Here is a 15,530-nt window from a genome sequence, read left to right as displayed (position 1 = left end):
TCATGAAATACGGTATTCTGATGTGACAAAACCTGAATCCTGGTCGTTAAAGTGTTTGTTTGCACTCATATTTTAACTGTTAGGACTCAGGTTTTTTTATTTAAAGCAAACTATGGGACAGCAGTGCGATGAACGTGGCCTTTTTATTAAGGGTTTTAAATTTGATTAATACAGTTCACCTGATTTACGGCGAGCAATAAAATCTTTGGATTCTTTCACGATCACTCCAGACAGTAGTAACAGGCCGATCAAGTTTGGAATCGCCATCAAACCGTTGAAGGTATCTGCAAACAGCCAGACCAGATCTAGTGTCGCGACACAGCCAATAAATACTGACAGGATATAGATGATGCGATAAGGGAATACAAATTTCTCACCGAGCAGATAAGTGGCACATTTTTCCCCGTAGTAGCTCCAGCCTAAAATGGTGGAATAGGCGAAGAAGATAATGCCGAAGGTCACAATCCAGCCACCAACACCTGGCAGCAGTTTGTTAAATGTAGAAACGGTCAGAACAGCACCGGTTTGTCCACTAAAATCACTGCCGGCCATGATGAAGCCCATCACTAGGACAATACCGGTAATCGAACAGACAATAATCGTGTCAATAAAGGTTCCGGTCATGGAAACCAGACCTTGACGTGCAGGGTGATCGGTTTTTGCAGCAGCTGCGGCAATCGGTGCTGAACCCATACCAGCTTCATTTGAGAATACACCACGCGCGACACCATAACGAATCGCCGCACCAATCGCACCACCTACGGCAGCTTCACCAGTAAAAGCATAGGTGAAAATCATTTTTAGTGCAGGACCCACTAAATCGAGATGGGTGAAAATAATGATCAGACCGCCCGCTACATAACCAATCGCCATAATTGGAACGATGAAGGAAGCAGCTCTAGAAATCCACTTAATCCCGCCTAGAATCACTAGTGCAGAAAACGCAGTGATCACGATCCCTGTAACCCAGGTTTCCAGACCGAAACCATTTTCTACCGCGAGTGCAACAGTGTTGGACTGAACTGAACTACCAATTCCGAAAGATGCGACAGCACCAAAGAACGCAAAGATCAGCGCCAGCCATTTCCATTTCAGGCCACGCTCAATGTAATACATTGGACCGCCAGACATTTCACCGCGTTCATTTTTAACCCGGTATTTGACGGCCAGTACACCTTCGCCATATTTGGTTGCCATTCCGAACAGGGCAGTCATCCACATCCAGAATACGGCCCCAGGACCACCCAGCACACAGGCAGTTGCGACACCGGCAATATTACCGGTACCGATGGTAGCTGACAGTGCGGTCATGAGTGAGCCAAACTGGGAAATATCGCCTTCATGCGAAGGGTGTTTGCCAAAAACCTGTTTAAAGGCCAGTGGCAACATGCGGAACTGCCAGAACAGCAGGCGGAAGGTCAGGAATATACCGGTACCGACAATGAGGACCAGCATATATGGGCCCCAGACCCAGCCACTGACGGTTTCCATGATGCTTTGTAAATTTTGCATAAATTTCTTCTTATTTATCCGTGTCAGCTTTATTTGAGATGTTGATTGAAAAGCAATTGCTATGCCATGCGCGCTCATCCTAAACGCGAATATTGGCGGATTTGTATTCTATTTTTTACATAGTTTCAGCGCTTTGACAAGAAAAATCCTGTATTCATTGCGCCTTAAAACTAAGACTAAAGATAAATGAATATTGATATAAGAAAAATAAATTAACTTGCAAGATTAGTTGGAAAATACAAATGATGCGAATTTTCTTTTTGTATTCCATGTTTTTTACGTTAATTTGTCGCGATTAAAACTCAAAGTTGAAATGAAATAATGTCAGAAAAATATAGTCACTCATCATCGGAAGATGGTGAGCTACAGCGTAGTTTATCCAACCGGCACCTGCAGTTAATTGCCATTGGGGGTGCGATTGGCACCGGCCTGTTTATGGGTTCAGGGAAAACCATTAGCCTGGCAGGACCATCCATTCTGGTGATTTATATGATCATCGGTTTTATGGTGTTTCTGGTCATGCGTGCATTGGGTGAATTATTGTTATCCAATCTGCAATATAAATCTTTTATTGATTTTGCCACAGATCTGATCGGGCCATGGGCAGGTTATTTTGTCGGCTGGACCTACTGGTTATGCTGGATCACGATTGGTATCGCGGATTTGTCAGCCATTATCTATTACTTGCAATTCTTTAATAACGGTCTGCCATTTACTCCGGGTGAAGGCGTGTTGATCAGTATTGCCTCTATTGTCTTTATTATGGGCTTGAACCTGGCAACCGTGAAACTGTTTGGTGAAATGGAATTCTGGTTTGCTTTGATCAAGATTATCGCCATTATTGTTTTGATTGGTGTGGGTCTGTGGATGATCTTTACTGGCTTTACTAATGATGCAGGTACGGTCGCTTCATTTGCCCATATCTGGGATCATGGCGGTTTATTCCCGACAGGAACTATGGGTTTCCTGGCTGGTTTCCAGATTGCGATTTTCGCCTTTGTAGGTGTAGAGCTGGTTGGTACTACGGCTGCTGAAACCAAAGATCCAGAGCGTAACCTGCCGAAAGCGGTGAACTCGATTCCGATCCGTATTATTATTTTCTATGTGCTGGCTCTGATCATTGTGATGTCAGTAACACCATGGGATCAGATCAATCCAAATGTTTCTCCGTTTGTGAATCTGTTCAGTCAAGCAGGTATTGCGGCGGCCGCGATCATCATGAACCTGGTGGTGTTGTCATCAGTAATGTCATCGATGAACAGTGGGGTGTTCTCAACCAGCCGTATGCTGTTTGGTTTGTCTCGTGAAGAACAGGCACCGAAAGCATTTGGTCGTTTGAATTCGCGCGCCGTTCCAGCGAATGCTTTGTATTTCTCAGCGATCTGTTTATTGCTCGGTGCAGCATTACAATACTTCGTGCCGAATACGGTTGAAGCATTTACCTTAGCAACGACTTTGTCGACTATTCTGTTTATCTGTGTATGGCTGATCATTATCTGGAGCTACATGATCTATTACCGTACCCGTCCGGAATTGCATGCTAAATCCATATTCAAGCTGCCTGGTGGATTGGTGACTTGCTGGATCGTCATTATTTTCTTTGTTGGTATGATTGGTGTGTTATCGCTGGAAGATGATACCCGTCGTGCCTTGATGGTCAGCCCGGTGTGGTTCATTTTGCTGATTATTGGATATTTAGGCTTATATAAACAGAAACATAAATAATCCATATCAATAAAAACGTCAGCGATCTGCTGGCGTTTTTTTATGTCTGAATATACTCTCTAGCGTTTAGCGCTTTGGTCATACGGATGATCGCGTTATACTTCATCGAAAATACTCATATAGGTGGTCAGATGCGTCAGGTCATTTGCTACATCAGTTTAATTACAGTCGGTTTTGCCTTGGTCGGTTGTGGTCAGTCGGGAGCTTTACATCTTCCAAATGATCCAAACTACGATAAACGTGCCAAGTATTTACTCTATAAAAATACTGAATCTGCACCGCAAGTATCAGATGAACAACAGGATGCGCCGGTCAAGCAGCAATTTGAAGCGCCCGCTGAATCCGATTCAACACCATCTCCTTAAGACTTTCAGAGAAAGGATACATTCATGAGTTTCACCCGCATTAATGGGGTATTGCATGCTGAGCAATGTTCACTGCAACAGCTCGCAGAGCAATTTGGCACACCACTTTATGTTTATTCAAAAGCAACTTTTGAAAAGCATTATCTGGATATGGACCGTGCTTTTAGCTTTATCGATCATCAAATCTGTTTTGCGGTAAAGTCAAACTCTAATCTTGCGGTATTGAATGTATTGGCCAAGAAGGGTGCTGGTTTCGATATCGTGACTGGTGGTGAACTGGCTCGTGTCTTGAAAGCCGGTGGTGAGCCTTCAAAAATCGTATTCTCAGGCTTGGGTAAATCTGAAGCAGATATTAAAAAGGCATTAGAAGTAAGCATTGCCTGTTTTAATGTGGAATCTTATGCCGAACTGGACCGTATTCAGAAAGTAGCGGCTGAACTTAAGGTTAAAGCGCCGATTTCTCTACGTGTTAATCCGGATGTTGATGCGAAAACCCATCCATATATTTCCACTGGTTTAAAAGAAAACAAATTTGGTATTCCATCAGATAGCGTATTTGATACCTATGCTTATGCAGCATCATTGCCAAATCTTGAAGTGGTCGGGATTGACTGTCATATCGGTTCGCAGTTGACTGAAACTCAGCCTTTTGTTGATGCGCTGGATCGTGTCATTGTCATGATCGACAAGCTGAAAGACATGGGCATCAACTTGAAACACATCGATATCGGTGGTGGTCTGGGTGTGACATATAAAGATGAAACACCCCCATCGGTTGAAGAATATGCCAATGCCATGCGTCCGGCTTTAGAAAAACTGGGCCTGAAAGTTTATATGGAGCCGGGTCGTAGTATCTCTGCCAATGCAGGTGTTTTACTGACCAAAGTGGATCTGCTGAAACCAACCAATCACCGTAACTTTGCCATCATTGATGCCGCGATGAATGACCTGATTCGTCCAGCTTTATATGAAGCATGGATGGATATTCAGTCTGTGACACCGCGTACAGATGTGGAAACAAAAGAATGGGATGTGGTGGGCGCGATCTGTGAAACAGGCGATTTCCTGGGCAAAGAACGCGAGCTTGCCATTAAAGAAAATGATGTACTAGCAGTTCTTGGGGCTGGTGCATATGGTTTCGTAATGAGTTCAAACTATAACAGTCGTGGCCGTGCTGCTGAAGTGATGGTGGATGGTGATCAGGCGCATCTGATTCGTGAGCGTGAAACGGTTGAATCACTTTGGGAACGTGAGCGTTTATTGCCTTAAGGAGACTGAATAATGTTGCTTGAATTTACCAAGATGCATGGCCTGGGCAATGATTTTATGGTGATAGACCTGATTAGCCAGCGTGCTTATCTGGATACTCTCACTATTCAGCGCTTGGCAAATCGTAACTTTGGTGTGGGTTTTGACCAGCTCTTGATTGTTGAACCGCCTGATATTCCAAGTGCAGATTTTAAATACCGTATTTTTAATGCGGATGGTTCTGAAGTTGAGCAGTGCGGTAATGGTGTGCGCTGTTTTGCCCGTTTCGTGCATGAACGTCAATTAACGACTAAAACCAAAATCAAGGTACAGACCAAAGCTGGAATCGTGGAACCTGAACTTGGTGCCAATGGCTGGGTACGAGTGAATATGGGTTATCCAAAATTCCTACCTCAGGAAATTCCATTCGTGGCTGAAGAACCGGAAAATCTGTATGACATCGATCTGGCGGGTGGTGAGAAACTGACGATTGATGTGGTGAATATGGGTAATCCACATGCAGTGACGATTGTTCCGGATGTGTTGACTGCTGATGTGGCTAAAATTGGTCCACAGGTGGAATCTCATGTGCGTTTCCCGGCACGCGTTAATGCTGGATTTATGCAGATCATTGATGAAAAGCATGCCCGTTTACGTGTTTATGAGCGTGGTGTCGGTGAAACACTGGCTTGTGGTACAGGTGCCTGTGCTGCAGCAGTGTCTGGTATGCGCCGTGGTTTGTTATCTAGCAAGGTCGAAATTGAACTTGCGGGTGGTAAATTGCAGATTGAATGGAAAGAAGGTGATGTAGTCTGGATGACGGGCCCAACCGCCAATGTTTATGAAGGTCGACTGGACTTGCGCTACTTCCAGGGTTAATCCCACATTTATTTCTCTAAAAAGCACCGCACATAGTACGGTGCTTTTTTTATGATAGGATGAATTCCATATTTAATTGATATCACAACAGCTCTATGAATCAGCTTGTGTTTTTACCGGGTGCATCAGGCAGCCAAGGCTTTTGGCAGCCGTTGTTGGCTCATTTAAAAACAGATCAATCTACAAAAATATTGACATATCCGGGCTTCGATGGGGTAGAACCAAATTCAACTATTCAAAATCTTCATGATCTGCAGGAACTCATCACAGAGCAGATTGAGGATGATTCGATTCTGGTTGCCCAGTCCATGGGGGGAGTTCTTGCAGTTGGAATTGCACTACATCATCCACAGAAAGTCAAAGGACTGGTTTTATTGGCAACTTCTGGTGGTGTGGATCTATCACAGTTCGGTTGTGCTGACTGGCGGATAGATTATCGCGAGCAGTTTAAAGATGTTCCTGACTGGTTTTTACAAGATCAAACCGTATTTAGCCTGAAACAGTTAAGCAATCTTGAGATTCCTGTTCTACTGATCTGGGGTGACCAAGACGCTTTAAGTACCGTTCAGGTGGGGCAATGCTTAAAGCAAAATTTGAAACATGCAAACCTGCATGTAATTCAAAGCGGAGATCATTTCTTTGCGGCGACTCATCCAGTACAGACCGCAGAACTGATTGAAGCTTGGCTGGAGTCAATTGAATGGAGCAAGTAAAGCTTTCTGCAAAAGACTTGCTCGGAATCTGGCTCAAAGAACGTGAGATCCAGAACCAGTCTAAACATACCTTGCAGGCCTATGAACGTGATGTGGCTGATTTTCTGGAGTTCTGCGCAGTACAACAACTAGCGCTTAATGATGTGGAAGCCACGGATTTACGCCAATTTCTGGCTGAAAAAGTCGAGCAGCACGGATTAAGTTCGAGTAGCTTGCAGCGGATGCTCTCTTCGATTCGCCAGTTCATGAAATGGGCAGAGCAGGCGCAGTATCTGGCATTTAATCCGGCTGATGATTTTCAGTTGAAACGTCAGTCACGTCCTTTGCCGGGTATGGTCGATATTGAAACTGTGAACCAGATTCTGGACCAGCCGGCTCCAGAAACCGAAGCGCAGCAGCAAATGTGGTTGAGAGACAAGGCGATTCTGGAATTACTCTATTCCAGTGGTTTACGTTTGGCAGAAATTCAGAGCTTAAGAATCAAGGATGTTGATTTTAATCGTCAGCTCTTGCGTATTACTGGTAAAGGCAATAAAACCCGGGTAGTGCCTTTTGGTTCAAAAGCCAAAGACAGTCTGATGGAATGGCTAAAAATTTATCCGCTCTGGAATGGTGATTTTGTACCTGACGCGAATGTATTTATCACCCAAAAAGGCAATCCGCTCGGTGCACGGCAAATTGAAAACCGGGTCAAGTTTCAGGCGCAGCGTGCAGGGGTTAATGTTGACCTGCATCCGCATTTATTGCGGCATTGTTTTGCCAGTCATATGCTGTCGAATAGCGGTGATCTTCGTGCCGTTCAGGAAATGTTGGGGCATAGCAATTTGAGTACTACACAAATTTATACTCATATTGATTTTGATCGACTTGCGCAAATTTACGATCAGGCGCATCCGCGGGCACAGCATAAAGAATAGGAAAAATTTAAAGTTTTCTTCCGCTTGTCGGATGATTAGGATTCATGGCATAAAACTTTCATGTATCATGCTCAAAATATGACCTGAACAGACTGTTAGAAAGATATTTCACTATTGTCTTATTTTTCAAATGGCTGTTTTCGGATATAAGTATAAATAGTAATCAATTTTTAAAAGAAAATCAGCGATCTCGATACTGGAATTTTTATGGACACAGCAATTATCCCGGATATACAACAAAAGCATGCGCAGTTAAGCCCAGCCCAAAAAGATATGTTTGCGGGTTATGGTTTACGCCAGATTAAACATTTTGTTGAGATTAGCTTGCCCACTATTGAAGCCGTTCTCCCTGAAGGAGCAATCGTGCAAGGGATTAATGCAGAAGGAAAAATGCAGGCTTATAATCCTGAAACAGGCCAGTATTATCTATGGATTTCTGATCTGCAATGGCAGACCACGCAGCGAGCCAGTAAAGCTGTTGACCTAAAAGAAGATGCGCTCGAAATTTGGAATATTTTCGATCTGAAGTCTTATGAACTGATTGAACTGAGTCATGTGCATCGTGACTTTCTGCAAGTTTAATGAACATGAAGGATGACTAAGGTCATCCTTTTTTATTGCTAAAATATTTTATAAGTCATCCAAGGGTAACTGAAAACTTTGCTTGATAATCTGGCTGGGTAAATCTGTTTTGACACTGGTAATGCCATTTTTCTTGGTCAAATGTGTGGACTGGAATTTGCGGTAACTTTCTAGATCAGGCACCACAACTTTTAACATCGCATCACATTCACCCAGAATGATATAGCACTCCATCACTTGAGGCAGTTCTTTCATCGCCTCGATAAAAGTATCAATGGTTTCTGCATCCTGACCGACCAGCCAGATCCGTGAAAATAGAATCAGTTGAAAACCGATTTTTTGTGAATCGACAATGGTGGTGTAATTCTGGATTACGCCCGCATCTTCAAGCAATTTTACCCGACGCAGACAGGAAGAAGGGGATAGTCCAATTTCCCGCGCCAGATCGTTATTCTGAATACGGCCATTGGCTTGCAAGTGATGAATGATATTTTTATCAATTCGATCAAGTTTTACTCGCACAGATTTGGAAGATATTTTCATAAATTAGAATATAATTCGAAAAATAATACTTATTATAAAATAAATTGAAAGCCTATTTTGTAAAAATTCGCAGATACTAATTCCACTTTCCGAAGATTCAAAGGAAAAGGAAATGTCTGTATTTGCACTTTTTGCACTGACCGTGCTCCCCCTGATTTTTACACCTGGACCAGATATGCTGTTTATCCTGTCTCAAGTGATGGGTAAAGATGCAAAAGCAGGCATGATGGCAACCATCGGGATTTGTTCAGGTTATCTGGTACATTCCATTTTGGTAGCATTAGGAATCGCAGCCATTATCGTGTCTTTTCCGGTATTGTTTGAGGCGATTCGCTGGTTGGGTATTGCTTATTTGCTCTATCTGGCTTGTAGCCTGTTGAAATCAGTATTTAGCAAAAATTCAATGAAAATTGAGAAAAAGACCAGTGCTAATCCAGTGAAAAAAGGCTTCTTTACGGCCTTACTCAATCCTAAAGGCATGCTGATCTATTTTGCGATCTTGCCGCAGTTTATCGATAAAAGCGGAAATACGGTGAGCCAAGGCTTAATTCTCTCTTTTATTTTTATCGGCATGATTTTCATTGTTTATTGTGCTCTCAGCATTCTGTTCAGCAGAATTATCCGCAATACACAAATTGATGAGCGTAAACAGAAATGGGTTGATGGCACCTCAGGTGGTTTACTTGCCCTTGCTGCAAGCTGGTTAATTATTAATTAAGCAATGGCGTATTTTAAAAAAGCATACTGCTCCCGGTATGCTTTTTTTATATTTATAGATTGATGACAACCCGATTTTTAGACCTGCCAACAAAATAAAGCGGAGTAAATTGAGCAGATATGCAGAATAAATGATGAACAATTCTCTATTATGTCCAAACTGACCAAAGCGGTCATTTTTAAATATAAGTCATTTTCCACAAATCTCAGGACGGATTTGTGCATTTAATAAGCAAAAATCAAAAGTTCTGATGTGTTTCATCAAATAAAAACATAATAAAAATCAAAGGTTAAATTTTATTAAATATTGATAAAATTCATTGTAATAAATCGATACGGATTAATTGTGAACGCATCGTTCAAGGAAAATTACGCATTTTTACAGCTCTTTGCTGAATTGTGACTTGACCGAAATGCCGTGCACATTGCAAGATAGGGCACCTAAAAAAATTTAAGTGAAGAGTTATTATAACTTTTCTCAACATTTACATTTGCTAAAACAGCCGAGGATTACATGAAGGCTCTTGTTGCTGTAAAACGTGTGGTTGATGCCAACGTTAAGGTTCGCGTTAAGCCGGACAACAGTGGTGTTGACTTAACAAACGTTAAAATGTCAATTAACCCATTCTGTGAAATCGCGGTGGAAGAAGCGGTTCGTTTAAAAGAAAAAGGAACTGTTTCAGAAATCGTTGTTGTTTCTATTGGTCCTAAAGAAGCTCAAGAACAAATCCGTTCTGCAATGGCGCTTGGTGCTGACCGCGGTATTCTGGTTGAAGCTGATGACAGCCAGCTAGGTGCGCTAGAAGTTGCTAAAATTCTAAAAGGCGTTGTTGAAGCTGAACAACCACAATTGATCCTTCTTGGTAAACAAGCAATTGATGACGACTCTAACCAGGTTGGTCAGATGCTTGGTGCACTTCTAGGTGCAGGTCAAGGTACATTCGCTTCAGAAGTTAAAGTTGAAGGCGACAAAGTACAAGTGACTCGTGAAATCGACGGTGGTCTACAAACTGTTGAATTATCACTTCCAGCGATCGTAACTACTGACTTACGTTTGAACGAGCCACGTTATGCAGCTCTTCCAAACATCATGAAAGCGCGTAAAAAACCGCTTGATACCAAGTCACCTGCAGATTTCGGTGTAACTACTACAACTAAACTGAAAACAGTAAAAGTTGAATCTCCTGCAGAGCGTAAAGCTGGCGTACAAGTGAAGTCTGTAGACGAGCTTGTAGAAAAATTGAAAAACGAAGCGAAAGTGATCTAATACAGAAGGATAAAAATCATGAGTATTTTAGTAATCGCTGAGCACGACAACAAAGCACTTAACGCTGCTACTTTAAACGTTGTTGCTGCGGCGCAAAAAATCGGTGGTGATATCACTGTATTGGTTGCTGGTTCTGGCGCTCAAGCAGTTGCTGATCAGGCAGCTAAAGTTGCGGGCATAAGCAAAGTTTTACTTGCTGACGACGCTGCTTATGCAAACCAATTGGCTGAAAATGTAGCAAAACTGGTTGCAGAATTAGGTAAAGGCTATAGCCATATTCTTGCTGCTTCTACTACAACTGGCAAAAACATTCTGCCACGCGCTGCTGCACTTCTTGATGTCAGCATGATCACAGACATCATCGCTGTTGATTCTGCAAATACATTCAAGCGTCCGATCTATGCAGGTAACGCGATTGCAACTGTTGAGTCTTCTGAATCAGTAATCGTTGCAACTGTTCGTGGTACTGCATTTGATGCGGTTGCTGCTGAAGGTGGTTCTGCTGCGGTTGAAGCTGCTGCTTCTACTGGTGATGCTGGTATTTCTAAGTTCATTAATGAAGAAATCGTTAAATCTGAACGTCCTGAATTGACAGCTGCTCGTATCGTCGTTTCTGGTGGTCGTGGTGTAGGTTCTGGTGAGAACTACCACAAAATCCTTGATCCACTAGCTGACAAACTTGGCGCTGCTCAAGGTGCTTCACGTGCTGCAGTTGATGCTGGTTTCGTTCCTAACGATATGCAGGTTGGTCAAACTGGTAAGATCGTTGCACCTGACCTGTACATCGCTGTAGGTATCTCTGGTGCGATCCAGCACTTGGCAGGTATGAAAGAATCTAAAGTGATCGTTGCGATCAACAAAGATGAAGAAGCTCCAATTAATGCAGTAGCAGACTACTGGTTAGTAGGTGACCTGAACACTGTAATTCCTGAATTGGTTTCTAAAATCTAATTTCTGAATCAGTTTCAAAAAAACGCTCCTTTAGGAGCGTTTTTCTTTTTTTAAATCTAAATAATTAATCTAACTAACAAGTCGTCCATTTCTGACTCGAAATTTTGGTTATTGTATATTTTGTGTTAATATTAAACTTTTATTAAGCTTGCCATTTGGCGGAGTGTCCGTGAAATTTGATTTTCAGTTACCAGTCAGTATTTTGGTAATGATGATCTGCTGTTTGATTTTCCCTTTTCTCCCGAGCCTGCACCTTCCTTTGTTAGGCGGTATGACGGTTACAGCAGTTGAGTCAATTCAAGCATTAATGTTGTTTGGTTTTGCCGTATTTAGTTTTTTCTATATCCGTCCATTTGAATTAAGTAAAGGTCAAAAACAATTTTGGCTCTGGTCAGTTGCATGGTGGATTATGCTGTTTGGTAGAAGTACCAGCTGGGGACGTGACTATTTCCCGGAAGTGCCAAAAATCTATTTCCGTGGTATTTCGGTTCTTGTGATTGCACCCGTGGTGTTTATGCTGTTTTTAGCACCTTTGCGTCAAGAAATTGCTTATAAGTTTAAGCATGTATCACTTCCAATTTGGGCACTCATATTAGCTTTCATTGGCTTGCTGATGTCTGATGGCATTGAACATAATCGGTTTTTTATTCATTTTATTTTTACAGATTTTATCTATAAAGATTTGATGGAAGAACTATACGAATTTCCGCTTATTATCGGCTTATTCCTGGTCGCTTATCCATTAATGAAGCAAGATTGTGCTGTGACAAAATCAACTAGTCAGGTCATAGCTGAAGATGATTTGTCCGATATAGATTCTAAACTTCATATTTAAGTGACTTGCTTTTTTAAAGAAAAAAATGAACCTCTGCAAGCAGAGGTTTTTTAATATCAAAATATTGTGAAGTGATTAAAATTTCTACTAAAAATCCTGTGGATAGTTGGGGCTGAAACAGGTAAATTTAGCCTAGATTATGCTATACTGTACGACTAAATTTTAATATTGGTTCAGCTTTTTTTTGAGCCGATTTATAGCTGGATTTACGACATATAAATGCAAGCCAAATCTGGCTTGTAGAATAAGGAGTATGCATGAGCGTATCGGAAATTAGACCGATTGCCATTGAGGATGAACTCAAGCACTCGTATTTAGACTATGCAATGAGCGTGATTGTGTCACGTGCCTTGCCGGATGTACGAGATGGTCTAAAACCTGTTCATCGTCGTGTGCTTTTCGCAATGCACGAATTGGGCAATGACTACAACAAAGCTTACAAGAAGTCTGCCCGTGTTGTAGGTGATGTCATCGGTAAATATCACCCACATGGTGATTTTGCTGTTTATGAAACCATTGTCCGTATGGCTCAGGACTTTAGTCTGCGCTACCAACTGGTTGATGGTCAAGGGAACTTTGGTTCAATCGACGGCGATAGCGCTGCGGCAATGCGTTATACCGAAGTTCGTATGCGTAAGCTGACCCATGAGTTATTGGCTGATCTGGAAAAAGATACAGTTGACTGGGAAGATAACTACGACGGTTCTGAGCGTATTCCGCAAGTCATGCCAACTCGTATTCCGAACCTGTTGGTGAATGGTGCGGCTGGTATTGCAGTCGGTATGGCGACCAATATGGCGCCACACAACATGACTGAAGTAGTGAATGCGTGTCTGGCTTATGCAGATAATCCAAATATCAGCATCGAAGGTTTGATGGAATACATTTCCGGTCCAGATTTCCCAACGGGCGGTATTATTTACGGTAAATCAGGTATCGTGGATGCCTATCGTACTGGTAAAGGCCGTTTGCATATTCGTGGTAAATATCACTTTGAAGAAGATGCCAAATCTGGCCGTACTACGATTGTCTTCACAGAAATTCCTTATCAGGTCAACAAAGCGAAAACGATTGAACGTATCGCCGAGCTGGTCAAAGAGAAAAAACTTGAAGGCATTTCTGAACTTCGTGATGAATCGGACAAGGAAGGGATGCGTATTGCGATTGACCTGAAGCGTGGTGAAAATGCTGAAGTCATCGTCAATAACCTGTTCCAGAATACACAGTTAGAAAATTCTTTCAGCATTAACATGGTTTGCTTGGACAATGGCCAGCCGAAATTGATGAATCTGAAAGACATCATCGCTGCGTTTATTCGTCACCGTCAAGAAGTCGTGACACGTCGTACTATGTACGAACTGCGCAAAGCACGTGAACGTGGTCATATTTTAGAAGGTTTAACCGTTGCTCTGGCAAATATTGATGCCATCATCGAAACCATCAAAACTTCTGCCAACCCGGCTGAAGCGCGTGAGCGTTTACAGGCAGGTGAGTGGGCAGCAGGCGGTGTAGCAGCCTTGCTCGAAAAAGCGGGTGCTGTTTCTGTACGTCCTGATGAAATTGAAGGCGAAGATCCAAACCGCCCGTTTGGTATTGATGGCGATGTGTATCGTTTATCTCCGACTCAAGTTAACGCGATCATGGAACTACGTCTCCATCGCTTAACTGGTCTTGAGCAGGATAAACTTCAAGCTGAATATTCTGAAATCTTAGGTCAAATTGCTGAATACACAGCCATCTTAAATGACTTCAACTTATTGATGAACGTGATTAAAGAAGAGCTGGCATTGATTCTTCAGCAATATGGCGATGCGCGTAAAACAGATATCGTTGAGTCTCGTATCGACTTCTCTCGTGAAGACCTGATTCCTGAAGAACAAATGGTTCTTACGGTTTCAAAAACTGGTTATGCGAAAACTCAACCATTATCTGACTATGCTGCGCAACGTCGTGGCGGTCGTGGTAAGTCTGCAACCAGCATGAAAGAAGACGATTACATCCAGCACATGGTTGTAACATCGAACCATGCTACGGTACTTTGCTTCACCAATGTCGGTAAGGTTTATCGCCTGAAAGTTTATGAGGTGCCACAAGCTTCGCGTGGTGCCAAAGGTCGCCCAATGGTGAACTTGTTGCCGCTGGATGACAACGAAACCATTACTGCTATCTTGCCAGTGATTGATGCACCGAAGAAATTCAAAGAACGTCTGGCTGACTTCAAGGCATTTGTGAAGACCAATGCTGCCCAGCTGCAAACCAATGAAGTGATCAATAGTCACTTTGCGGCACTAGAAGCTGCTCTTGCTGAATCTGAAGATGGTGCAGATGATATTTCTGATGCACTGCGTGTTCAATTGAAAGAGCTTGGTTTAGCACTTTCAACCACTGATCTTGATGCTGACATCATCAATGACTTTGCACAGCAAGCCGAAGCTGTTCGTAAGAACTTCTATGTGTTTATGGCGACTGAGTACGGTACGATTAAACGTGTAGAACTGGAACAGTTCTCAAATGTTCGTTCAAACGGTTTACGTGCGATTGAACTGAATGGCGATGACACCTTAATTGGTGTTGCGATTACTGACGGTGAACAGCAAATTATGTTGTTCTCGAACGAAGGTAAAGCAATTCGTTTCGCAGAGACTGACGTACGTTCAATGGGTCGTTCAGCCAAAGGTGTACGCGGTATGCGCGTGACCATCGGTGCTTCTCAGGTTGAAGATGCAGAAGATGCAGATGTTGAATCTGATGATGAAGATACAACTGAAGCTAACTTCATTAGTCGTATCGTATCTCTAGTGGTTGTACCTGAAACCGGTGAAGTGCTGTGTGCTTCTGCAAATGGTTATGGTAAACGTACCCCGGTAGATGACTTCCCAACCAAGAAACGTGGCGGTAAGGGTGTGATTGCAATCAAGACCTCAGAACGTAACGGTGAGCTGGTCGGTGCAGTTGCGATTGACGCATCTAAAGAACTGATGCTGATTTCTGATGGCGGTACACTGGTTCGTACCCGTGCTTCTGAAGTGGCACAGACTGGTCGTAATGCACAAGGTGTTCGTCTGATCCGTCTGGCTGAAGACGAAAAACTGGTGGGTGTAGAAGCGATTGAAGCAGTTGAAGATGAGTTGGAAATATTGGAAGATATTGAAAATACTGAATCTGCAGCTGATGATGTAACTGATACACAAGAAGCTGAAAAAGATGATGACAATACAGTAGAGGAATAAGTTCTGCTACTGATGAAAAAGGGCGCTTCGGCGTCCTTTTTTACAC

Annotated in this window: 14 protein-coding genes; 12 read left to right on the top strand and 2 right to left on the bottom strand. The window is 42.7% G+C overall.

All coding sequences use genetic code 11. The features are described 5' to 3' along the window. Positions 1-165: 165 nt before the first annotated feature. Positions 166-1,512 (bottom strand): sodium:alanine symporter family protein, encoded by a 1,347-nt coding sequence (locus tag FTU03_RS08185; protein WP_179992655.1) that lies wholly within the window; start codon positions 1,510-1,512, stop codon positions 166-168. Positions 1,513-1,833: 321 nt separating this feature from the next. Between FTU03_RS08185 and FTU03_RS08180 the strand changes: the two genes are divergently transcribed. From FTU03_RS08180 to FTU03_RS08150, 7 genes are all read left to right on the top strand, one after another. Continuing rightward, positions 1,834-3,237 carry an amino acid permease gene (locus tag FTU03_RS08180; RefSeq protein WP_159124419.1) on the top strand — a complete coding sequence of 468 codons (1,404 nt, stop codon included), beginning with the start codon at positions 1,834-1,836 and terminating at the stop codon, positions 3,235-3,237. A 131-nt stretch (positions 3,238-3,368) separates the two neighbouring features. Then, positions 3,369-3,602 (top strand): lipoprotein, encoded by a 234-nt coding sequence (locus tag FTU03_RS08175; RefSeq protein ID WP_005236736.1) that lies wholly within the window; start codon positions 3,369-3,371, stop codon positions 3,600-3,602. 24 nt (positions 3,603-3,626) lie between these two features. Next, a complete protein-coding gene (gene lysA / locus FTU03_RS08170; RefSeq protein ID WP_179992656.1) occupies positions 3,627-4,871 on the top strand; it encodes a diaminopimelate decarboxylase in 1,245 nt (414 codons plus the stop codon). A gap of 12 nt (positions 4,872-4,883) precedes the next feature. Next, complete coding sequence (gene dapF / locus FTU03_RS08165) at positions 4,884-5,729, top strand: diaminopimelate epimerase (RefSeq protein ID WP_179992657.1); 846 nt, start codon at positions 4,884-4,886, stop codon at positions 5,727-5,729. A gap of 95 nt (positions 5,730-5,824) precedes the next feature. Beyond that, entirely contained in the window at positions 5,825-6,442 is a 618-nt protein-coding gene (locus FTU03_RS08160; protein WP_179992658.1) for an alpha/beta fold hydrolase, read from the top strand. Between the two features lie 26 nt (positions 6,443-6,468). Next, on the top strand, positions 6,469-7,359 hold the full coding sequence (gene xerA / locus FTU03_RS08155; RefSeq protein WP_171069894.1) for a site-specific tyrosine recombinase/integron integrase: 891 nt from the start codon (positions 6,469-6,471) through the stop codon (positions 7,357-7,359). 207 nt (positions 7,360-7,566) lie between these two features. Further along, complete coding sequence (locus tag FTU03_RS08150; RefSeq protein WP_159124423.1) at positions 7,567-7,941, top strand: hypothetical protein; 375 nt, start codon at positions 7,567-7,569, stop codon at positions 7,939-7,941. Between the two features lie 48 nt (positions 7,942-7,989). Here the strand turns inward: FTU03_RS08150 and FTU03_RS08145 are convergent, their stop codons facing one another. Further along, entirely contained in the window at positions 7,990-8,484 is a 495-nt protein-coding gene (locus FTU03_RS08145) for an Lrp/AsnC family transcriptional regulator (protein ID WP_005236726.1), read from the bottom strand. Between the two features lie 112 nt (positions 8,485-8,596). Here FTU03_RS08145 and FTU03_RS08140 point away from each other — a divergent pair, with 112 nt between their 5' ends. The 5 genes from FTU03_RS08140 to gyrA all read left to right on the top strand — a co-directional run bounded on the left by FTU03_RS08140 (position 8,597) and on the right by gyrA (position 15,484). Next, positions 8,597-9,202, top strand: coding sequence for a LysE family translocator (locus FTU03_RS08140; protein ID WP_179992659.1), 606 nt, complete (start codon positions 8,597-8,599; stop codon positions 9,200-9,202). 513 nt (positions 9,203-9,715) lie between these two features. Then, positions 9,716-10,468, top strand: coding sequence for an electron transfer flavoprotein subunit beta/FixA family protein (locus tag FTU03_RS08135; protein ID WP_159124425.1), 753 nt, complete (start codon positions 9,716-9,718; stop codon positions 10,466-10,468). Positions 10,469-10,486: 18 nt separating this feature from the next. Then, the gene (locus FTU03_RS08130) at positions 10,487-11,419 is read left to right on the top strand and encodes an FAD-binding protein (protein ID WP_179992660.1); all 933 of its coding nucleotides are present in this window, start codon (positions 10,487-10,489) and stop codon (positions 11,417-11,419) included. A 169-nt stretch (positions 11,420-11,588) separates the two neighbouring features. Further along, a complete protein-coding gene (locus tag FTU03_RS08125; protein WP_125278449.1) occupies positions 11,589-12,254 on the top strand; it encodes a hypothetical protein in 666 nt (221 codons plus the stop codon). A gap of 257 nt (positions 12,255-12,511) precedes the next feature. After that, the gene (gene gyrA, locus FTU03_RS08120; protein ID WP_179992661.1) at positions 12,512-15,484 is read left to right on the top strand and encodes a DNA gyrase subunit A; all 2,973 of its coding nucleotides are present in this window, start codon (positions 12,512-12,514) and stop codon (positions 15,482-15,484) included. The last annotated feature ends 46 nt before the right edge of the window (positions 15,485-15,530 follow it).

The organism is Acinetobacter sp. YH12046 (genome assembly GCF_013419905.1).
Classification (GTDB): domain Bacteria; phylum Pseudomonadota; class Gammaproteobacteria; order Pseudomonadales; family Moraxellaceae; genus Acinetobacter.
This window is presented reverse-complemented; position numbering and strand designations above follow the sequence as displayed.